Annotated in this window: 18 protein-coding genes; 3 read left to right on the top strand and 15 right to left on the bottom strand. The window is 63.7% G+C overall.

The features are described from left to right. Position 1 precedes the first annotated feature (1 nt). Genes nadD through WDS16_RS05890 form a run of 4 tightly spaced genes read right to left on the bottom strand, consistent with a single transcriptional unit; the run spans position 2 to position 4,408 of the window. Entirely contained in the window at positions 2 to 745 is a 744-nt protein-coding gene (gene nadD, locus WDS16_RS05905) for a nicotinate-nucleotide adenylyltransferase (RefSeq protein WP_338891217.1), read from the bottom strand. A 37-nt stretch (positions 746 to 782) separates the two neighbouring features. Continuing rightward, entirely contained in the window at positions 783 to 2,198 is a 1,416-nt protein-coding gene (locus WDS16_RS05900) for a vWA domain-containing protein (RefSeq protein WP_338891215.1), read from the bottom strand. A gap of 1 nt (position 2,199) precedes the next feature. Further along, the gene (locus WDS16_RS05895) at positions 2,200 to 3,087 is read right to left on the bottom strand and encodes an AAA family ATPase (RefSeq protein WP_068378665.1); all 888 of its coding nucleotides are present in this window, start codon (positions 3,085 to 3,087) and stop codon (positions 2,200 to 2,202) included. A gap of 37 nt (positions 3,088 to 3,124) precedes the next feature. Beyond that, positions 3,125 to 4,408 (bottom strand): glutamate-5-semialdehyde dehydrogenase, encoded by a 1,284-nt coding sequence (locus WDS16_RS05890; RefSeq protein ID WP_338891212.1) that lies wholly within the window; start codon positions 4,406 to 4,408, stop codon positions 3,125 to 3,127. Between the two features lie 124 nt (positions 4,409 to 4,532). Here WDS16_RS05890 and WDS16_RS05885 point away from each other — a divergent pair, with 124 nt between their 5' ends. Beyond that, a complete protein-coding gene (locus WDS16_RS05885; protein ID WP_338893259.1) occupies positions 4,533 to 5,636 on the top strand; it encodes an NADH:flavin oxidoreductase/NADH oxidase in 1,104 nt (367 codons plus the stop codon). A 10-nt stretch (positions 5,637 to 5,646) separates the two neighbouring features. Here WDS16_RS05885 and WDS16_RS05880 read toward each other — a convergent pair whose 3' ends face one another. From WDS16_RS05880 to WDS16_RS05840, 9 genes are all read right to left on the bottom strand, one after another. Further along, entirely contained in the window at positions 5,647 to 6,612 is a 966-nt protein-coding gene (locus tag WDS16_RS05880) for a D-2-hydroxyacid dehydrogenase (protein WP_338891210.1), read from the bottom strand. After that, the gene (locus WDS16_RS05875) at positions 6,612 to 8,060 is read right to left on the bottom strand and encodes an MFS transporter (RefSeq protein WP_338891209.1); all 1,449 of its coding nucleotides are present in this window, start codon (positions 8,058 to 8,060) and stop codon (positions 6,612 to 6,614) included. The genes WDS16_RS05880 and WDS16_RS05875 overlap by 1 nt, the downstream gene beginning before the upstream one ends. A gap of 60 nt (positions 8,061 to 8,120) precedes the next feature. Further along, positions 8,121 to 9,362, bottom strand: a complete 1,242-nt coding sequence (locus tag WDS16_RS05870; RefSeq protein WP_338891208.1) for a M20 family metallopeptidase — start codon at positions 9,360 to 9,362, stop codon at positions 8,121 to 8,123. Next, the gene (locus WDS16_RS05865) at positions 9,359 to 10,588 is read right to left on the bottom strand and encodes a PLP-dependent aminotransferase family protein (protein ID WP_338891206.1); all 1,230 of its coding nucleotides are present in this window, start codon (positions 10,586 to 10,588) and stop codon (positions 9,359 to 9,361) included. The genes WDS16_RS05870 and WDS16_RS05865 overlap by 4 nt, the downstream gene beginning before the upstream one ends. Positions 10,589 to 10,591: 3 nt before the next feature. Further along, entirely contained in the window at positions 10,592 to 11,770 is a 1,179-nt protein-coding gene (locus WDS16_RS05860; RefSeq protein WP_338893258.1) for a Xaa-Pro peptidase family protein, read from the bottom strand. 245 nt (positions 11,771 to 12,015) lie between these two features. Continuing rightward, positions 12,016 to 12,729, bottom strand: coding sequence for a GntR family transcriptional regulator (locus WDS16_RS05855; protein WP_338891205.1), 714 nt, complete (start codon positions 12,727 to 12,729; stop codon positions 12,016 to 12,018). Positions 12,730 to 12,752: 23 nt separating this feature from the next. After that, positions 12,753 to 14,231 (bottom strand): NAD-dependent succinate-semialdehyde dehydrogenase, encoded by a 1,479-nt coding sequence (locus tag WDS16_RS05850; protein WP_338891203.1) that lies wholly within the window; start codon positions 14,229 to 14,231, stop codon positions 12,753 to 12,755. Beyond that, positions 14,228 to 17,191, bottom strand: coding sequence for an FAD-binding and (Fe-S)-binding domain-containing protein (locus WDS16_RS05845; RefSeq protein ID WP_338891202.1), 2,964 nt, complete (start codon positions 17,189 to 17,191; stop codon positions 14,228 to 14,230). The genes WDS16_RS05850 and WDS16_RS05845 overlap by 4 nt, the downstream gene beginning before the upstream one ends. After that, on the bottom strand, positions 17,188 to 18,453 hold the full coding sequence (locus tag WDS16_RS05840) for an aspartate aminotransferase family protein (RefSeq protein ID WP_338891201.1): 1,266 nt from the start codon (positions 18,451 to 18,453) through the stop codon (positions 17,188 to 17,190). The genes WDS16_RS05845 and WDS16_RS05840 overlap by 4 nt, the downstream gene beginning before the upstream one ends. Positions 18,454 to 18,529: 76 nt before the next feature. Between WDS16_RS05840 and WDS16_RS05835 the strand changes: the two genes are divergently transcribed. Beyond that, complete coding sequence (locus WDS16_RS05835) at positions 18,530 to 19,390, top strand: ribokinase (protein WP_338891200.1); 861 nt, start codon at positions 18,530 to 18,532, stop codon at positions 19,388 to 19,390. Positions 19,391 to 19,432: 42 nt separating this feature from the next. Next, positions 19,433 to 20,329, top strand: a complete 897-nt coding sequence (locus WDS16_RS05830; protein WP_338891198.1) for a LysR family transcriptional regulator — start codon at positions 19,433 to 19,435, stop codon at positions 20,327 to 20,329. Positions 20,330 to 20,335: 6 nt separating this feature from the next. On the opposite strand, the gene crcB is transcribed toward WDS16_RS05830, so the two are convergent. Together crcB and WDS16_RS05820 are read right to left on the bottom strand one after the other, a co-directional pair. Further along, positions 20,336 to 20,707, bottom strand: a complete 372-nt coding sequence (gene crcB, locus WDS16_RS05825) for a fluoride efflux transporter CrcB (protein WP_338891197.1) — start codon at positions 20,705 to 20,707, stop codon at positions 20,336 to 20,338. After that, positions 20,704 to 21,207, bottom strand: a complete 504-nt coding sequence (locus WDS16_RS05820; RefSeq protein WP_338891195.1) for a CrcB family protein — start codon at positions 21,205 to 21,207, stop codon at positions 20,704 to 20,706. Before WDS16_RS05820 ends, crcB begins: the two co-directional genes overlap by 4 nt. Positions 21,208 to 21,258 lie beyond the last annotated feature (51 nt).

Genomic DNA, 21,258 nt, shown 5'->3' with positions numbered 1-21,258 from the left:
GCTAATCTCCCAATTGTGTTGAGCCTGATTGTGTCGAGCCTGGTTGTATCTGGTCTGCCGGATTCGTCTTCTGTGGCGCCGGCTCCGACATCGTGACGGAGCCGTCGAGGCGCTGTTCGCCCCTGGGTCGGTAGAGATTTCTCTTGGAGATGTACTGGACCACGCCGTCCGGGACGAGGTACCACACGGGACGGTTTTCGCTCGCCCGCAGCCTGCATTCGGTCGAGGAGATCGCGAGCGCGGGGATCTCGATCAGTGTCAGCGCGTCCTGTGGTAGATCCTGGAGATGATCGGCGAGATGCTCGACTCCCAGTTCGAAGCCCGGCCGCGACACCCCGACGAATTTCGCGAGTTCGAACAGCTCCTCCCAGTTCTGCCAGGTCAGGATACTCTCGAGCGCGTCCGCGCCGGTGATGAAGTACAGCTCGGCGGCCGGATGCTGTTCGCGGAGGTCACGCAGGGTGTCCACCGTGTACGTCAGCTTCTTACGGTCGACGTCGACGCGACTGACCGAGAATCGAGGGTTGGACGCAGTGGCGATAACCGTCATGAGGTAGCGGTCCTCGGCCGGGCTGACGACCTTGCCTTCCTTCTGCCAGGGCGTTCCGGTCGGGACGAAGATGACCTCGTCGAGCCCGAAGCTGTTGGCGACCTCGCTGGCGGCGACGAGGTGGCCGTGATGGATCGGATCGAAGGTTCCGCCCATCACTCCCAGCTTGCGGACCGCCACAGGTTGTTGTTGCACGATTGTAGAGCTTACTTCGCGGGACCAGGAGTACAGATCACACCGGCAGTAGCCGCGAGACGATGTCGCCCAACTGGCCGGCGGAACGGCACTCGTACATGCTGATGACCTCGCTGTAGACGGTGGTGGCGGAGTCCCCCGAACCCCACTGACCCTTCGGTTCCGGGTTGAGCCAGTACGCGTGCTTTGCCACCGAAACCGTGCGCGCCAGCGCGGCCGCCTTCGGGTCCCGGTAGTTGGTGCGGGCGTCGCCGAGTACCAGTACCGAGGTCCGTGCCGTCACCGCCTGGGAGTACCTGTCGTCGAAGGTCTCGAACGCATGCCCGTAGTCGGAGTGCCCGTCGTAGGTGATCAGCTCCGATTCTCGGATGATCCGCGACATCGCCGCGCCGAGATCGGATCCCGAATCGAAGAATCGCGTCACCTCGTCGGTGGAGTCGATGAACGCGAAGATGCGAACGCGCGAGAACTGCTCGCGCAACGCATGGACCAGGAGCAGCGTGAAATGGCTGAACCCTGCCACCGACCCCGATACGTCGCACAACACCACGAGCTCCGGGCGGGCTTTCCTCGGTTTGCGCTGCACCAGGTCGATGGGGACGCCGCCCGTGGACATGGACTTCCGCAGAGTGCGTCGAAGATCGATCGAGCCCGACCTGCTTCGTTTACGCCTGGCGGCAAGCCTGCTCGCGAGTTTCCGCGCCAGCGGCGTCACACTGCGCCGCAGCGCCACCATCTCGGTGTCCGATGCTCGCAGGAAATCGACGTCCTCGGCGAGCTTCGGAACGCCGTAGCTCGCGACGCGTTCACGGCCGAGCTGCTCTGCGGCGCGGCGGCGCGTCTCCTTCTCCACCATCTTGCGGAGATCGGCGATCCGCTGCGCGGCGGTACGTTTGGCCACCTCGTCTTCGTAGGCGCCCGACGCCCGTTCCGAACCGTCTTCCGCGTTCCCCAGTAGTCCTTGCAGGATCTTGCTCAGCAACGTATCCGGGGCGACGTCGCGCAACGCCTGATAGGCCGAGAACGACGGCCCGTTCGTCGACTTGTATTGGCCGAGCTCCTCGACCATCTGCGCGGCCAGCATCTCGGTCAGCTCGAGTGCATCGGGACTGCCGTCGACGAGAAGATCGGTGATCAGCTCACGCAGTGCAGTGAAGTCGATCGTGCCGTCGGGCATCCTCGGCAGCGCGGTGTCTATCTGTCCGGACTCCCGCTGTCCGGTTGCAGCCGGAAACCACAGATCGAACAGCGCATCGAACGTGTCGCGGTGGGCCGGTCTGCGCAGGAGCGAGCACGCCAGCCCCTCTCGGAGGGCCTCGCGATCGAGGAGGTCCAGCACGGCAAGGACACGCCCTGCGTCGACTGTTTCCGACGGACCGACGGCAATGCCGCGCCCTCGAAGCGCGTCGACGAAGTCGACGAGATGGCCGGACAATCCGTACGGGGACAGCATCTCAGTTCAGCCGGAGCTCGGCTGCGGCCTTGTCCTGGTCGGACTGATGCTTGAGCACCACTCCCAGCGTGGCACGGACTGCGTCGTCATCCAGGGTGTCCATCCCGAGCGCGAGCAGTGTCCGGCCCCAGTCGATGGTTTCTGCGACCGATGGCACCTTCTTGAGCTGCATCGCGCGCATGACGCGAACGGTGCGAACCAGCTGCTCCGCAATAGCCTCCGGCAGCTCCGGTACCCGGCTGGCCAGGATTCTGCGCTCGAGTTCGGCATCCGGAAAGTCGAGGTGCAGGAACAGGCAGCGGCGCTTGAGTGCTTCGGACAGTTCGCGAGTGGCGTTCGAGGTCAGAACCGTGAACGGCTTGCGGGTCGCGGTGATCGTGCCGAGCTCGGGAATGGTGACGGCGAAATCGCTCAGCACCTCGAGCAGTAAACCTTCGATCTCGACGTCTGCCTTGTCGGTCTCGTCGATGAGCAACACCGTGGGATCCTCGCGGCGGATCGCCTGCAGCAATGGCCTCGCGAGCAAGAATTCTTCAGAGAACACGTCGAGCTTGGTGGAGTCCCAGTCCTGGTGTCCCGCCGAACTCGATTGGATCCGCAGGATCTGCTTGGCGTGGTTCCACTCGTAGAGGGCGCGGGCCTCGTCGACGCCCTCGTAGCACTGCAGCCGGATCAGTTCCGCGCCCGCAGTCTGGGCGACTGCTCTGGCCAGTTCGGTCTTTCCGACGCCGGCCGGACCCTCGATGAGCAGTGGCTTGCCGAGCCGATCGGCAAGAAACACCGACGTCGCCGTGGCCTTGTTCGCGAGGTAACCGGTCTCGGCAAGTCGGGACACGACGTCATCGACGCTGCCGAACAGCGGCGGTGTCGTCGGCAATGCTCGGTCCACGTGTGTCTCCTGCTTTCAGTTTTCGTTCTTCGATCTCTCACACCGCGCGTGTGTGGCCCTCGCCCCAGACAGTCCACTTCGTCGAGGTCAGTTCAGGTAGGCCCATGGGCCCGCGGGCGTGCAGTTTCTGCGTGGAGATGCCGATTTCGGCGCCGAAACCGAACTGCTCTCCATCGGTGAATGCCGTCGAGGCGTTGACCATGACGGCCGCGGCATCGACGCGAGTGGTGAACTCGCGTGCGGCACGTAGATCCGCAGTCACGATCGCCTCGGTGTGCCCGGTGCCGTAGGCGTCGATGTGCGCGATTGCCGCATCGATCCCGTCGACGACTTTCAAAGCGACGTCGAGTGACAGGTACTCCTCCGCCCAATCCTTGTCGGTGGCCGGCACCAGTCCCGGTAGGTCTCCGTGGACTACGACGCTGTGCGTCTGGAACGCCTGCAACAGCTGTGGCACAACTGTCTCGGCTACAGCGGCATCGACGAGGATCGTTTCGGCGGCGTTGCAGACACTGACCCGACGAGTCTTGGAGTTGAGAATGATCTTCTCGGCCATCTCGAGGTCGGCTGCGGAGTGGACGTAGATGTGGCAATTCCCGACGCCGGTCTCGATCGTCGGGACGGTGGCATCACGAACGACCGCGGCGATGAGTCCGGCACCGCCCCGCGGGATCACGACGTCGACGAGGCCACGCGCCTGGATCAGATGTGTGACGGAGGACCGATCTGCGCTGTCGAGCAACTGGACTGCATCGAGCGGCAGACCGCTGGCCACGAGAGACTGCTGGATCGCGTCGACGAGAGCGGCATTGGAGAGCGCAGCTGACTTCGACCCGCGAAGCAACGCAGCATTGCCGGACTTGAACGCGAGCCCGAATGCGTCGACCGTCACGTTCGGGCGTGCTTCGTAGACCATCCCGACCACTCCGAGCGGGACACGAAGCTGACGGATCTCCAGACCGTTGGGCAGCGTCGACCCGCGAACAACCTCTCCGATCGGATCCGGCAATCCCGCGACCTGCCGGAGGCCCGCGGCGATGCCGTCGATCCTCGCAGCGGTCAAGCGCAACCTGTCGAGCAACCCCTCGTCCGTTCCAGCCGCGCGTGCCGCCTCGACGTCGGCTTCGTTGGCGGCGAGCACCTGGGGGCCGGCAGTGAGAACGGCATCCGCGGCAGCCTGCAAGGCAGCGTTCTTCTCCGCCGCGGTCAACAGCGCAAGTGCACGCGAGGCAACTCTGCCGCGCCTGGCAGCAGCGTGGACCTTCTCGCGCTGGTCCACCTGCTGGGCGGTCGAATCAGCGGTCACGGGTACAGCAGTCATGCAACACACACTAACCGGCGGCGCATCTCGACCTCCGTCGGGAATGACGTCCCGGCTCGAGTGGTTGTCGACAGCGAACACTCCTGGATTCGACACCCTTACTTCCGACGACGGAGGAGATCTCTTGGCCGCCCTGTTCGAACCTCTCACTCTGCGCAGCATCACGTTTCCGAACAGAGTGTGGATGTCGCCGATGTGCCAGTACTCCGCGGACACCGAGGGTGAGAGCGTGGGCGCCCCGAACGATTGGCATCGAACACATCTCGTGAGCCGTGCGATCGGCGGCGCCGGGCTCATTCTCACCGAGGCCGCCGCCGTGAATCCTGCAGGGCGGATCAGCCCAGCAGACCTCGGAATATGGAACGACACTCAGGAAAAGGCGTTCGCCGACATCGTCGCGCGTATCGAGGCATACGGATCTGTGCCGGGCATTCAGCTCGCGCATGCCGGACGTAAGGCGTCGACCTTGGCCCCGTGGGTCGGCCGAAAGTCGATTCCGGCCACCGACCCGCACGGCTGGGAAACCGTCGGCCCCTCTGCCATCGCATTCGGCGACTACTCGACGCCACGGGAAGCGACCAGAGACGACATCGAGCAGGTCGTGCGCGACTTCGTCGCTGCCGCGGAGCGCTCGTTGCGTGCCGGTTTCAAAGTCGTCGAGATCCACGCAGCACATGGCTACCTCGTTCACCAGTTCCTCTCCCCCGCAAGCAATCGACGCACCGACGAATACGGCGGGGATTTCACGGGTCGGACTCGACTGCTCCTCGAGATCGTCGACGGTGTTCGAGGAGTCTGGCCGGCCGAACTTCCACTGCTCGTCCGTGTGTCGGCGACGGATTGGCTGGACGAGGACATCGAGGGTCCGGGCGCACCGAGCTGGACCGCCGACCAGACGATCGCGCTGGCTCAGCTTCTCACCGATCACGGCGTCGATCTGATCGACGTGTCCACCGGTGGAAATGTGCAGGCGAAGATCCCAGTCGGACCGGGATACCAGGTTCCGTTCGCCCAGCGGATACAGAACGAAACGACGATTCCTGCTGCCGCGGTCGGGATGATCACCGAGCCCAAGCAGGCCGAGGAGATCGTCTCGTCGGGCGCAGCGGTGGCCGTGCTGCTCGCCCGTGAACTTCTCCGCGACCCGTACTGGCCGCGACGTGCAGCACGTGAACTCGGAGCAGAGATCACCCCGGCCGTTGCTCCCCAGTACGAGCGAGCTTTCTGAGCGAGCAGAGTCAGGTCGAAACGAAACCGAGTTTCTTGTCCACGACGTTGTGCAGGTCCTCGGAGGCCGCGTAGCGGCGGAAGTTGGCGACGAACAGCTCTGCGAGGCGGTCGCGCCAACCCGCCGCGTCGCCGCTCATGTGCGGGGTCAGGACAAGGTTGGGAGCAGTCCAGAGCGGATTGTCCGAGGGAAGCGGTTCCTCCTCGAAGACGTCGAGCGCGGCCCCACCGACGTGACCCGACCGTAGGCCGCCGAGAAGCGCTCCGGTCTCCAGCAACTCGCCCCTGCCCACGTTGATCACGCGTACTCCGGGCTTGGCTGCGGCGATGACCGACGTGTCGACGATCCCACGCGTCTGATCGGTCAACGGTGCAACGAGTATCAGATAGTCGATGTCGGCGACGACCTGTTCGAGATCCGAACTGGAGTACACGACGCCGAAATCTGCGTCTCCGGTGCGCCCGGTCCGACCGACGCCTGCAACCGACATGCCGACGGCAGACAACAGCCGCGCGATCTCACGCCCGATTGCACCGGTTCCCACGATCATCGACTTCGCGGTGTCGAGGCGTTCGGTCTCACGATGCTTCCACGTTCGCTGCCGCTGAAGCTCCGCCGATGTGGCGGTGTCCTTCGCGAACGCGAGTATCTGTGCAAGAACGAACTCGGCGATCGGTCGGTCGAAGATTCCGCGTGAATTGGTCACCACCACATCGGAATCGACGAGGTCGTCGAACATGAGCGAATCCACACCTGCGGCAGCGATATGGATCCATTTCAGCGAATCACAGCGGTCCCACACCTGCTTCACGGCGGGCGAGAAGAAGTCCCACAGCAGCAGTACGTCGGCTCCCGGAACCGCTTCCCCGAGGGTGTCCGCTGTGGCGTATCGAACTTCTGCCACAGCGGACACCGAATCCATTCCCGCGGGAAGGTTGTCGGCATGCAGGACGACAACAACCAGCCTGTCTCCCACTACTTCTTGTACCCCACGAGTTCCACTCCGGATGCGGCGACTTCGTCGTCGTTGGCACCCGGGCACTGGTTCCCGCGCAGCGATCGGCCTGCGGTCTCCGGCATCAGCAGGATGGGGACGAACGCGATGGCCGCGGCGAGCATCATGTACCAGCCCGGGATGAGGTTGGAACCGGTCCTGTCGATGAGGAACGTCAGAATCAGCGGTGCTGTGCCACCGAAGAGCGATGTGGACACGTTGTAACCGATGGCGAATGCGCCGTAGCGAACCTGCGTCGGGAAGAGCGCCGGCAGAGTCGACGATACGCACGAGCACATGATCACAAGCAGTACACCGAGGCCGAGCAGTCCGATCGTTTGGCCCACGAGCCCGGTATTGATGATCAGCAGGAACAGCGGCACGCTGAACACGAAGTACCCGACGCACGCCGCAAGGAGCAGCGGCTTTCGACCGATTCGGTCCGACAGCGCGCCGATCGGGTTGATGATCGCCATCATGATCAACATGATGACCACGAGAGTGAAGTTGGATTGAGTAGTGCTGTGTCCCAACGTGTCACTGAGATAGGACGGCAAGAACGTCAACACGGTGTAGTACGCGATGTTCAACAGCAGCACGAATCCCATCAGGATGAGGATCCGCTGCCAGTAGGTCATCGTCGCCTTGAGCGACGCGATGGCGCCACCCTCCGCACCCTCGGACACCGTCTCACCGTCGGCCTTCGCCTCGGCGAACACCGGCGAATCTTCGAGTCGAGTTCGCAACCACAGCGCGACTATGCCGAGGGGAAGCGTCAGCAGGAAGGGAATTCGCCATCCCCACGCCTCCATCGTGTCGTCGCCGAGTCCGAGGTTGAGCAGTGTGCACAGGGTTGCGCCTGCGACCGTGCCTGCAAGTGTGCCGAATTCGAGGAACGAACCGAAGAACCCGCGGCGCTTGTCCGGTGCATATTCCGCCATGAACACTGCTGCGCCACCGTATTCGCCACCGGTGGAGAATCCCTGCACCAGGCGACAGACGAGAAGCAGTATCGGCGCCAAGATTCCAATGGTGTCGAACGTCGGCAGAATGCCGATCGTTGCCGTCGCGATGGACATCATGGTGACGGTGAGGACGAGGACCTTCTGGCGACCGATGCGGTCACCGAGCGGCCCGAGCACGATGCCGCCGATCGGTCTGATGATGAACGACGCCGCGAGCACTACGAATGTCGACAGCAGACTCGCTCCCCCGTCCTCGGACGGGAAGAAGTTCGCCGCGATGTACACCGCCAGGTAGCCGTACACGGCGTAGTCGAACCATTCGACCGCATTACCCAGGGCCGAACCCCCGATCGCACGGTGCAGGACCTTGGCTTCTTCTGCGTTCAACTCTTGGGTGTTCGGCGGATAACCGCTGGTCGATCCGTCTGAACCTGTACTACTGAACCCACTGGATGATTCTGACACGGTCCAATACCTCTCGCTGTGAAACTGACATGGAGCGTCGGTTTGGTTCTTCGCAGCGCTTCACGTTACGGAAGCGGCAATGCTGCTGGGCCCACTACCCCGGCTTTCCGACATAACTGCTGGTGACGCAACGATTCTCGATGCAAGCAACGCGTACGCGCGTGCGCTGTCGCACAATTGCTGCACCGACACGGATTCGTCGGGTTGATGAGCCTGCGTCTCTATCTCTCCGGGGCCGAGCACGACAGTGGGTATACCCAAGTCACGCACGACGAAACCACCGTCACAGGACGCGGTCCATACATCGGTCCCGCGACAACCGGCGGCATCGGTCACCGAGGTCACCGCGGCGACGACGGTCCCGGAATTCTCACTGGTCAGAAAGCCAGGCATCTCCATCGAAACGTCCACGGCCACTTCGATGCCGTCACCGACGATGCCCGCATTCTCGATATCGCACTGAAGCCGCGACGCAACGACACGAGCGTCTTCACCCGGCAGGAGGCGCCTGTCGACGGTGATCACACATCGATCCGGCACCATGGACGTCCCCGTACCACCGTCGATGGTGCCGACGTTCCATGTCGCGGGCCCGAGTGCCGGGTGCGCATGCGCTTTCAAGTCCTCACCCATCGAGTCGATCAGCACGACGATTCGTGCGGCCGCCGATACTGCATTGCGCCCGTTGCTGGGTCGACCGGCATGCGCGGAGTGGCCCGAGACAGTGATCGCGAGATTCGCTGCTCCCCTGCATCCGGTGATGGTCACCAGATCGGTCGGCTCGGCGACGATACAGTGCGTGTAATTCCTGGTGTGCTGGCCGGACACGAATGCTCGAATTCCGAGTCCGGTGTCCTCCTCGTCGACGAGGCATGCCAGTGACACCGGCGAACGCGACAGTGTTCCTGATCTTTTCAATGCAGCCATCGCAACGACGACAGCAGCGAGGCCGCCCTTCATGTCACACGCGCCCCGCCCGTACAGGCGCCCCTCGCGCACAACGGCGGCGAACGGATCGGTGCTCCAACCACCCCCTGCGGGAACCACGTCGGAGTGCCCGAGGAAGAGCACGCCAGCTTCTGCTGATCCCCCCACCGACACAACGACATTCGGACGGCCAGGCGCGACCTCGTCGATCTCGATGTCGAAGCCGAGCTGCCTGCATCGATCGACGAGAACCGTGGCAACCGATTCCTCGGTGTCGCCTGGATTCTCACCGCCCGCGTCGATGAGTGCCGATGCCAGAGCGACGATGCCGTCGGAGTCGATCGCGTCGAGCAATCGTCGTTCGGCCTCGATCATCGAGTCGGATCGCTCGACAACATGGACCTCGCGCGATCCACTGCCACTGCAAGTCTCCTGACGCCCTCGTCGATCCGCTCGGGTGTCGAGGATGCAAAGCACAGCCGCAACGAATCGTGGAACTTCCCACCGACGGACAGAGCGGGCCCGGGAATATACGCAACGCCTTCGGCCAGAGCGGTTTCGAACAGATCCTGCGTCGATACCGAGGATGCGTCACCGCGCAGTGTCGCCCACAGGAAGAAGCCACCCTCCGGGTCGGTCGTCTCGATGCGGTCGCCGAAGTACTTCTCCAGACTGCGCTGCATCGCAATCTTGCGTGGCCGATAGACCGCGGCGAGCGACTGAAGGTGGGTGTCGAGGTGACCCCGACGAATGAACTCGGCGATCATGCGCTGGCTCGGCAGGTTGGTGCACGTGTCCATCGCCTGCTTGGCGTTGATCACTAGCTGTCGCGCCTCGGGAGCAGCGTCGACCCAGCCGACGCGTAGGCCAGGAGCGATCATCTTCGAAAACGTGCGGACGGAGAACACGAGCGGATCGTTCGGGCTCAGCGCATTGAAGCTCGGAATGTGCTCACCCTCGAACCGCAGCAGCCCGTACGGGTCGTCGTCGAGGATCACCGACCCCCATCTGTGCGCGAGTTCGAGAAGCAGCGAGCGCCTGGCCTGGGACATCGTCGTACCGGAAGGATTCTGGAAATTGGGAATGACGTAGATCATCTTCGGCAGGCGACCTGCCCGCTCGACCAGTTCCGGCAACGCCTCCACGATAAGGCCGTCGGAGTCCATCGGCGCTTCGAGGACGTCGCCGCCGTAACTGAGCACGGTGGCGGTTCCGTTGGTGTAGGTGGGGCTTTCGACGATGACGAGATCACCAGGATCGACGAACAACTTGCAGGCCAGATCGAGACCCTGCATGCCGCCCGAGGTGATGACGAGTCGGTCCTCCGAGGTGGGCTCGCCGACCGAGTCGAGGTAGCCGAGCAAGGCGTCGAGCAGGCCGGGGTCACCCTCGGTGGCGGCATAGTCCATCGCATCTGCGGTCATGACCTTCGATGCGATCTCGGAAAATGCTGCCGCAGGAACGGTTTCCGCCGCGGGCGAGCCCATGGCGAACCGGACGATGTCGTGCTTCTGAGCTGCAAGGAGCGAGGTCGACGAGTCGATCACGGACCCCACCAGCTTGTCGGTGCGCAGAGCCCACGGAATGGTGGTGGCGATCATGTCTCACTCCTTCGTCAGTAGTTGGCGCGGGTACTCGGTGAATGTCTCCACCCCGCTGTCGGTCACGCGCACGGCCTCGGACACCTCGTATCCGTAGTCGTCCATCCACATTCCGCCGATGATGTGGAAAGTCATGTTCTCGGCCAGCACGGTGTCGTCGTCCGTCCTGATGCTGACCGTGCGCTCTCCCCAGTCCGGAGCGTAAGCGATACCGATGGAATAGCCTATGCGAGAAGGCTTGTGCAGTCCGTGCCGCGCGAGGCTGACGTTCCACACCTGCGCGAGCTCGGTCGTGGTGACTCCGGGCCCGACGATACCGAGTACTTCGTTCAGCGCGTCGCCGGTCGACTGCGCGAGATAGTCGAGGCGCTTGCTCGGCTTTCCCAACACCACCGTCCGCGCCATCGGTACGTGGTATCTCCGGTATACGCCGGCCAGCTCGACGACTGTGGTCTCACCTGCGATGAAGACTTGATCGGACCAAGTGAGGTGAGGAGTGTCGGCACCGGCACCGGTGGGGAGCATCGGGACGATGGCGGGGTGGTCACCGCCGAAGTCGGCGGTTCCCTTGACCTGAGCGTTCAGGATTGCCGCCGCGGCATCACACTGACGGCCGCCCACCACGATCGAGTCGTACGCTGCGGTCATCGCAGATTCGCACACTCGGGCTGCCCCGCGCATCAAGTCGATCTCCGCGGGTGACTTGACCACGCGCACCCAGTTGATCAACTCGTAGGAGTCGGTGAAGTTGTATTCGGGCAGAGATTTGACGAGCGCTTCGAACGCCTTGGGACTGAAGTAGTACGAGTCCATCTCGAGCCCGACCTGACCGTGCGAGAAGTTGTTCACCACACCGAGTTCGCGGAGCCGCGCCGCGACCCATACGAATGGATGAGTGTCCTTGCGCTGCACGAAAGTTTCCGGGTATCCGAATGTCTGCTCCTGGGGCAACCACGATGTCCGAAAGGCCCCGTTGGCGTCCATCTCCCTGGCAAAGAAGTACAACTCCCCACTCAGCGGGACGTAGAGCATCTGCGGGGTGTAGAACGACAGCGCGTTGTAGCCCAGCAGGTAGTACAGGTTCGAGGGGTCGGTGACGATCAGAGCAGTCAGGTTCTGCGCCGCCATGCGGGCCCTCACCGCGGCGAGACGGGTGGAGTACTCCTCGTCTGTGAACGTGATGGGTGTGCTGTTCGGCAGATCTGCGTACTCGGCAAGACCTGGTGCGTGATCCCTGCCGACCGCGCTGGTGAGTTCGGCGGCGTAGCTCTCGTTCTCGTTCACTGGTACCCCCTCTCGAAGCGTCGCGGGAGGCGTTCAGCAGCCCGTGAGCATTTTGCAGATTGTTGACAATCAGGCTAATTGCAGGTGGAGGGTCCTGCAATAGATGGCGTGTTACTTCTTCGTTGCGGGTTCTTCGGCGTTAGCTAGGCGCGGACAGGGGCGTCGGCACCCTCCTCTGCTTGATCGTGCATCGCCTGCGTCAGATCGTGGATCGCAGTGTCCATATGCTCGTGCAGACCTGTCTCCAGCGCCGCCCAATCGTCCCCGAGAAGCAAGTCGACCAGCAATTGATGCTCCTCCACGAGCGCCTCCGGCCGGTAGTACGCGGTCTCGAGGTTGGCCATGCAGATACGGGCTTCGGCAGCGAGCGTGGCGTACATCCTCGACATTCGACTGTTCGTCGTCGCTGCCACCAACGCGGTATGGAATGCAAGATCACGCTCGGCGAGTCCCAGCCAGTCCGCCTTGTCGATGAACGGCTGCATCTGATCGACGATGGCCGAGAGCTGCGCGGCAGTTGCTTTCAACACCGCGACCTCGCCCCGTACCAGCGTCCACGCAGCACCGACCTCGATGGCGGCCCGGGCGTCGTAGATCTCCGCCACGTCGTCGCTGCTGAGCTCGACGACGAAAACGCCGCGGTTTCGGTAGCTGACCAGCAACCCCTCCTGGTTGAGACGCTGCAATGCCTCGCGAACCGGACCGCGCGAAATCTCCAGTTCGGCAGCGACGTTCGCTTCGTTGATCTGCTCGCCTGGCGCGTACGAGCCGTCGATGATCCGATCGCGAATCTGATCCGCGATGACCATCGAAGTATTTCGAGCGTTGATCGGCGTCAATCTTCGGGAACCGGACATCTGTCTTCCTCCTGCTAGGGCTGCTAGGACCGGGGAACAGCAAAATACTTGTATTCGAGGAACTCGTCGATTCCGACCTTTCCGCCCTCACGACCGAGCCCGGACTGCTTGACCCCACCGAACGGGGCAGCGGGATTCGACACGAGACCGGTGTTCAAGCCGACCATCCCGACTTCCAAACGCTCCCCCATCCTGAGCGCTCGGTCGATGTCCTGGGTGAACACGTAGCCGACCAACCCCCACTCGGTATCGTTCGCGAGCGAGATGACCTCGTCCTCCGTGTCGTACGGCACCACGGCCGCCACCGGTCCGAAGATCTCCGTCGACATCAGTTCCGACGCCGAATCCACGGAGTCGAGCACGGTCGGCGGGTAGAAGTAACCGGGGCCGGAGTTCTCCGTGCCCCCCACCACTGCGCGGGCTCCCCTGTCGAGCGCATCGTCGACGAGACGCTGAACCTTGGCGCGTCCGTCCTGATCGATCAGCGGGCCTACCTCCACTCCGTCCGCGCTACCTGCACCGACCGTCAACGCGCCCATCTTCGCCGCGAGCTTGTCCGCGAATTCCGCTGCGAGCGGGCGGTGTACAAAGAATCTGTTCGCTGCCGTACACGCCTCGCCCATGTTGCGCATCTTTGCAACCATCGCCCCGTCGACGGCGCGATCGACGTCGGCACCCTCGGCAACGATGAACGGTGCATTGCCACCGAGCTCCATCGACGTACGCATGACGGTAGGCGCAGCCTGAGCCAGCAAGATCTTGCCGACCTCGGTCGAACCCGTGAAACTGATCTTGCGGGCAGTTCCGCTCGCCATCCACGAACCGACCACTCCAGCTGCGTCCGTGGTGGGAACCACGTTGACTACACCGTCGGGAACTCCGGCGTCGACGAGGATGTCGGCCAACGCGAGAGCCGTCAGCGGTGTCTGCTCCGCCGGCTTGAATACCACGGTGCATCCTGCCGCCAGCGCAGGCCCGATCTTGCGAGTTCCCATCGCGAGCGGAAAGTTCCACGGCGTCACCAGGATGCACGGTCCGACCGGCGCGCGGGTAACGATGATCCGATTCTTGCCGTCACCGGTCAGCGTGTGATCGCCGGAGATCCGCACTGCCTCCTCGGAGAACCACCGAAAGAACTCGGCGCCGTACGCCACTTCACCCCGCGCGTCCGCGAGCGGTTTGCCCATTTCGGCAGTGATGATCGCGGCGAGTTCCTCGGTGCGCTCGATGATCAACTCGAACGCGCGCCGGAGAATCACGCTGCGTTCGCGCGGCGCTGTGGCGGCCCACGACGCCTGTGCCTGCGTAGCGGCTGCCATCGCAGCTTCGGCGTCGACGACGCCGCCGTCGGCAACCGAGGTGATGACCTCCCCCGTCGCAGGATCGAGAACGTCGAACGTCTCGCCACTTCGGGCCTCACCCCAACTTCCTCCGATGAACAGGCCTGTGGGTGAGGCGAACTCGGTGCTGGTCGATCGGGTGCTGGTCGATGTCGTGGTCATGTGTCCCTCCGTGTGGTCGTTGGGGCCTGCGGCCCAGAACTCGATGGGGCCTGCGGCCCAGTGGCATGGTTAGGTGCACCAGGGGGCGCTTTTGCGTGCCACTGGGGATTCGGATCGAGCACATGCGCCAGATGCGTCGACGCCGCAGAGCTGTGATCGCCGGTCAATTCGCGCACCTGCATATGGCAGCTGAAACCGTCGGTGAGAATCGGACGGTCACCGGCTCGTCGAACAGCTGGTGCGAGTGCCTGTTCGGCGACCTTCATGCTGATCTCGAAGTGCTCGGGTTCGAATCCGAAGTTTCCCGCTACCCCGCAGCATCCAGTCGCCTCGTCCACCGCGGAAATTCCTGCCGCTGCAAGAGCTTTGCGCTGCGTCGCTTCGCCGAATACCGCGTACTCATGGCAATGCGTCTGCACTGTGACTTCAGCCGGGACCTTCGCGGATGGCGTCCATCCACCTGCAGCCTGGTCGATGACCGCCGCCGCAAAGCTCTGTATTCGTGCCGCAACCCGACGAGCCGCATCGGTGTTCACCAACTCGGGCAAATCCTTCTTCAACGCCGCGGCACAACTCGGCTCGGTGACGACGATCGGTCGGTCGGTACCGTCGTCGAGCATCTCTGCGGTGCGTGCCAATTGCTTCTTCGCCGTCGCCAGTTGGCCCGTGGAGATCCAGGTCAGACCACAGCACATGTCGCTGCGGCACTCCGCAGTACGCCCTCCGTCCGCCAATACCCGCACCGCGGCACCGATGACCTCGGGTCGGAAGCCTTTGGTGAACGAATCCACGAACAGCACGACGTCCCCGCCCAGCGTCGAACCGGCACTCTGCTGACGCAATTCCTTTCGCGAGGCGAAACGAGGAAGCGAACGCTCAGTGGTCAAGCCGCCCAACCTGGCCGCAAGCCTGCCGGTCCGCGGCGTGAGCGCCCTGTTCAACAGAGGCGCGATCCGCGACGTCAGCTTCAACCACCGGGGCAGCCAACCGAGCGAATAGTGCGCCATCGGGCGGATCCTGCCCGCATAGTGATGATCGAGGAACTCGGCCTTGTACGTGGCCATGTCGACTCCGACCGGGCAGTCGGACGAGCACGCTTTGCACGACAGACATAGGTCGAGCGAGGCTTTGACGTCCTCCGAGGCCCAACCGTCGGCGACGGTTGTAGAGGTTCGCACCATGTCCTGCAGAACCCGCGCTCGCCCTCGCGTCGAGTCCTTCTCGTCGCCGGTCGCCCGGTAACTCGGGCACATCACCCCACCGCTGCTGGATCGGCAGCGGCCGACACCGACGCACGCCTGGGTGGCATGCACGAAGGGATCGAGATCCGTAGTGGTCCCCACTTGGTGGAGCTCGAAGGTCGTCTTCCACTCTCGGCTTGGAACACCCTCCAGTGCCAGATCTTTCATCATGGGGGCCGGATCGGTGATGCTTCCCGGGTTGAGCAGTGCAGCGGGATCCCAGATCCGCTTGAACCGCGCAAACGCACTCAACATCGAGGGGGAATACATGATGGGCAGCAGCTCGGATCTGGCCCGACCATCACCGTGTTCGCCGGACAACGACCCACCGTGCCGGACGACGAGCTCGGCTGCGTCACGAAGAAACGCCTGCATGATCCCGCGTCCACGTTCGGTGCGCTGATCGAAGGTGATCCGCACATGCATACATCCGGCACCGAAGTGGCCGTACATCACGCCGGTCAGCGAGTGCGCTGCGAGAAGGTCGCGAAAGTCGGCCAGGTAGGCAGCCAGATTCTGCGGTGCGACGGCGGAATCCTCCCAACCGGGCCAGGATTCGCCACCTCCCACCAACCGCGTGGAGAGTCCGGCACCATCTTCACGCACACGCCACAGGGACTTGCGTTCGGCGGGATCGGCGACGACGCGACCGTCCTTCAGCCTTCCCGACTCCTTCAGACGAGCCAGCAACCGCTCGGCCTTCTCTTCCACCTCTGCGGGATCGTCGCCGTCGAGATCGACGTACAGCCATGCGTTGCCGGCTGGAAGTCCACGGACCGAGTCGATTCCGCGACGAGCCTGCATTGTCTCGACGATTTTCTCGTCGATGCCCTCGATTGCGGCCGGTGAGAACTCGAGGATCGTCATGACATCCTGCGCAGCTTCGACGACATCCGAGTAGCCGAGACTGAGCAGCAGGGCCGCCTTCGGCACCGGCACGAGCGCGACGGTCGCCGCGACGACGATCGCACAGGTACCCTCGCTTCCCACCAGGGCCCGGGCAACGTCGAACCCGTTCTCCGGGAGAAGATTCGACAGATGAAAGCCCGACACCTGACGCGGGATGAGGCCGAGTTCGAGGCGAAAGTCCGCCATGTTGTCTGCCACGAGTGCTGCCAGTTCGGCACCGATGCGGGCCGCGGCGTCCACGGAGCCGGAATCGCTCGGATCGACTGCGTGGATACCGGAACGTGTCGCCCGCAGCAGATGACCATCGGCAGTGACGATATCCAATGCGATCGTGTGATCTGCCGTCCGGCCGTATCGCACCGAGTGATTGCCGCAGGCGTCGTTGCCGATCGCGCCGCCGACCGTTGCGCGCGTCTTGCTCGACGGATCCGGCGCATACGTCAACTGACCGTCCGTGGCGGCCGACACGGCCGCAGCGAGCTCGGAGATCACAATTCCTGGCTGCACGACCGCGGACTTCTCGGACGCATCGACCGAGATGACCTTGTTCATGTAGCGCGAGAAGTCGAGCACGACGCCGGTACCGATCGCGTTGCCTGCCATCGAGGTTCCGCCCCCGCGGCTCACGATCGTCACTCCGGTCCGGGCGCATGCCTTCACTGTGGTTCGGACGTCGTCCGCAGTGCGCGGAAACACCACAGCCGACGGCGGAACCCGATAGTTCGATGCGTCGTAGGAATACTCGGCGAGCCGTCGTGGCGAGTCGTCGACCTCGATGTCTGCCCCACGCAGCAGGTCGAGGACTGTCACAGTGCTCGCTTCAGTGTTCGCCCGATGGCGTCCAAACCCTCCGCCATCTCGTCATCCGTGACCACCAGAGCCGGGATCACCCGAACGACGTTGCCGAGCGCACCGCAGGTCAGCAGCAACAGGCCCTCCGAAATGGCTGTCTGCTGTACGCGCGCTGCGGCGGCAGCGTCGGGCTTACCATTCTCGTCGACGAATTCGAGGGCCTGCATGAGGCCCAGGCCGCGGGCGTCGCCGATCGCCGAATACTGCTCCTTCAACGCCTTCAGCCCGTCGAGCAGAACAGCACCCTGCTTGGCAGCGTTCTCCACCAACCCTTCGTCTCGCACTACGTCGAGGGTGGCGACGGCTGCGGCCGCCGCTACGGCGTTGCCTCCGTAGGTTCCGCCTTGAGAGCCTGGCCACGCCTTGGACATCAATTCCGTCGACGCGGCGATCGCCGAGATCGGGAACCCGGACGCGAGTCCCTTGGCGGTGATGACGATGTCGGGCTTCGCGGCCGAATGCTCGTGGCCCCAGAACTTTCCGGTGCGGCCGACGCCTGCTTGGACTTCGTCGACGATGAGCACGATGCCATGCTCGTCCGCGCGGCGCCGAATACCCTCGAGGAATTCCGGCGGAGTCGGGAGGTAGCCACCGTCGCCGAGAACGGGTTCGATGATGAACGCGGCGGTGTCGGCGGGGCTGGACATCGTGGCCAACAAGTAGTCCAGCTCCTGCAGCGCGAACGCGACTGCGGTGTCCATGTCCCAGCCGTACCGGAATGCGTAGGGGAACGGTGCGATATGTACGCCGCCCATGATCGGCGAGAACCCGGATCGAAACTTGGTCCCCGCAGTCGTCAGCGAGGCTGCGGCGACAGTGCGTCCGTGGAAGCCGCCGTGAAATGCGACGATGTTCGGGCGACCGGTGGCCATGCGTGCAAGTCGGATCGACGCCTCGACGGCCTCGGATCCGGAGTTGGCGTAGAAGACGCTGTCGAAACCGTCAGGGAGAAAGTCACCGAGCTTCTCGGTGAGCGCGAGAAGGGGCTTGTGCATGACGGTCGTGTACTGCGCATGGATGATCTTGCCGACCTGCTCGCGAGCCGCTTCCACGACTCGGGGGTGACAGTGGCCCGTGCTGGTGACGCCGATGCCCGTCGTGAAGTCGAGGTATCGATTTCCGTCCGTGCCGTAAATCCAGCTACCGGCCGCGTAGTCGACGACAACCGGGGTGGCTTGCTTGAGTGCAGGGCTGAGGTGTGTGCGAGTCGACGCTGTCATGCAAGTCATCGTTGTCGAGGACTTGCAGATTGTCAACAATCTGCAACAAACGATTCACCTCCCCTAAGGTTGGGGCATGGCAGCAACACGGGTAGCCGTTCTCGGCAGCATCAACATGGATCTGACCACCCACACGGAACGGTTGCCTCGACCGGGCGAGACGGTGCTCGGCGACAGTTTCGAGAACTCGCAGGGAGGTAAGGGTGCAAACCAGGCGCTCGCTGCTGTCCGGTCCGGCGCCACTACGACGTTCCTCGGAGCGGTGGGCGACGACGCTTTCGCCGGGGAATTGCTACGCACTCTCACCGATTCGGGAGTCGACGTGCAGTTCACACGACGCACGACGGGCCCCAGCGGAATAGCCGCAATCGCCGTGGACGCGGCAGGCGAGAACACCATCGTGGTGGTCGCCGGGGCCAACGGTGCGATGCGTGACCTGACAGACGCCGAACGCGCAGTCATCGCGGACGCCGACATCATGCTGTGCCAATTGGAAATCCCTGTCGAGACCGTGCTCGCGGGCGCCACCCACGCACGCGCGAACGGCACTCTCGTCGTACTCAATCCGTCACCCGTACAGAAGCTGCCCGACGCCCTCGTCGATGCCGTCGATCTCCTCGTCGTCAACGAAGCCGAAGCAGCAGCGATCGGCAGCGACGTCACCGATCGCATTCCGCATGTCGTGACGACTCTCGGTGCAGCGGGTGCTCGGTACCGCGGACCGCAGTCTTCGGCCGACGTCGCTTCTCCCACAGTCGACGCCGTCGATACGACCGGAGCAGGTGACGCGTTCGCCGGCGCGTTGGCGGCGGAATGGTCCACCGGCGCCGAAGCGGCGGTTCGGTGGGCTTGTGCCGCAGGAGCATTCGCAGCCACCCGGCGCGGCGCTGGATCTTCCTCAGGACGCCGCGGCGACATCGAGCCTCTGCTCGCTTGATCGTGTCCACGCCCCAACCCCGTCCTTCGATACGGTGTGTCGATGACGCTCTCGCCTCGGGTACCCGACCTCGCCGCACTCGACGTCATGGTGTCGGTTGCGAGGCTCGGCAGCATGAGCGCCGCTGGACGTGAGCACGGGCTGAGTCAGCAGGCGGTCAGCGCGCGAGTACGCGCAGCCGAGCGCGACATCGGACTCCGGGTTTTCTCGCGAACCAACACCGGCGTAGGACTCACGCCCGAGGGTGTCGCCGTACTCGAATGGGCCGAGAATGTTCTGAACGCTGCGCAGAAATTCGCCACCGGCGTCGATTCGCTCCTCCGGGAAGACATCGCACACCTGACGGTCGCCGCGAGCATGACCGTCGCCGAGCACCTCGTCCCGGGCTGGATCGTGTTGATGCGAACCCGCCACCCAGCAGTCCGAACCCAGATGAGATTGATGAACTCTGCTGAAGCAGCTCAGCACGTGCTCGACGGGCGCGCGGACATCGGTTTCGTCGAGGGCCCGGACATCCCGAGCGGACTCGGCGTTCGCGTCGTCGCCACGGACGAGCTCGTCGTCGTGACCGGTCCTGAACACCGCTGGGCGACAACCGCATCCGTCACCGTGGAGGAATTGGCGTCTACGGCGCTCGTGCAACGCGAACCCGGGTCGGGAACCAGGACGACATTCGAGAACATCATCCACCCGACCGAACCGCCCTTGTTGGAGCTGGAATCGGTGACTGCGATCAAATCGGCGGTCGTAACTGCCGATGCGCCGAGCGTCCTGTCGTCGATGGCCGTGGAGGGAGATATCCGAGACGGACGATTGGTCCGTATCGACGTCGAAGGAGTGACGATGCCTCGTCAGCTCCGCGCGATCTGGAATCAGCAGGAGCAGCTGCGGGGCCCGAGCCGGGATTTCCTCGACATCGCACTCTCCCAACGCACGTAAGCGACGTCAGACAACGCTTGCAAGCGCGAATCCCGCAGCGCACGCCCCGCCCGCCACCACAAGCGTGCCGACGAGGTTGATCAATGCAAGCGAATGCCTACCGGACTGTACGAGGCGAACAGTCTCGACGCTCGCCGTACTGAATGTCGTGTACCCACCGCAGAACCCCGTTCCGATCACCATTTGCAGATCGGTCGAACCATCCTGCAGCACAACCAGTCCCGCGAGGAATCCGAGCAGCAACGATCCGGTGATATTGATGCCTACCGTCCCCCACGGAAACACCGCATTCTTCAGCTTCGATTTGACGAACGAATCGATCACGAACCGGCTTACCGCTCCGAGTGCGCCTGCGACCGCCAGGAGGACGACGATCATCGAGCGGTCCGGTTCCTGCGGGCACCGACGACGATTCCTGCCCACGCTGACAGCGCACCGAACACGACGGTCGACATCGTGTACGCGAAAGCCGTCGTCCAGTGACCATCCCTGGAGAGCACTACTGCCTCCAACGCGAATGTGCTGTATGTGGTGAATGCACCGCAGAAACCGGTGCCTGTAAGCAAGCGAACCCGTCGACGCGCGCCGACGTCGGGTCCGCGTCGCATCAGATGCTCGAGTACCAGACCCAGCAGAAACGCGCCGACCAGGTTGACCATGAACGTGGCGACAGGCCAGCCCGAACTGCGAAAAGGAATTGCAACTTCGAGGCCGTACCGCGCCAGGGTTCCGCCGACTCCCCCGACGAACACCAAAGCCAGCGCCGACGGTTGCAGATGTAGCGGCCTGGTCGGGTCGCCGACCATCGCTAGGTCGTCGACGTCCGGGTCCATCGGCAACTCGGCGAACGGATCACCGGCGTTGGGACTATCGGCCATGTCGCCTCTCCACTGAAGGTGTGCTCCTCGGACAGGCTAGCGGTCTCCGCG

The organism is Rhodococcus sovatensis (genome assembly GCF_037327425.1).
Lineage (GTDB): Bacteria > Actinomycetota > Actinomycetes > Mycobacteriales > Mycobacteriaceae > Rhodococcoides > Rhodococcoides sovatense.
Note: the sequence above shows the minus strand (reverse complement) of the source record. Positions and strands in the feature narration are given on the sequence as shown.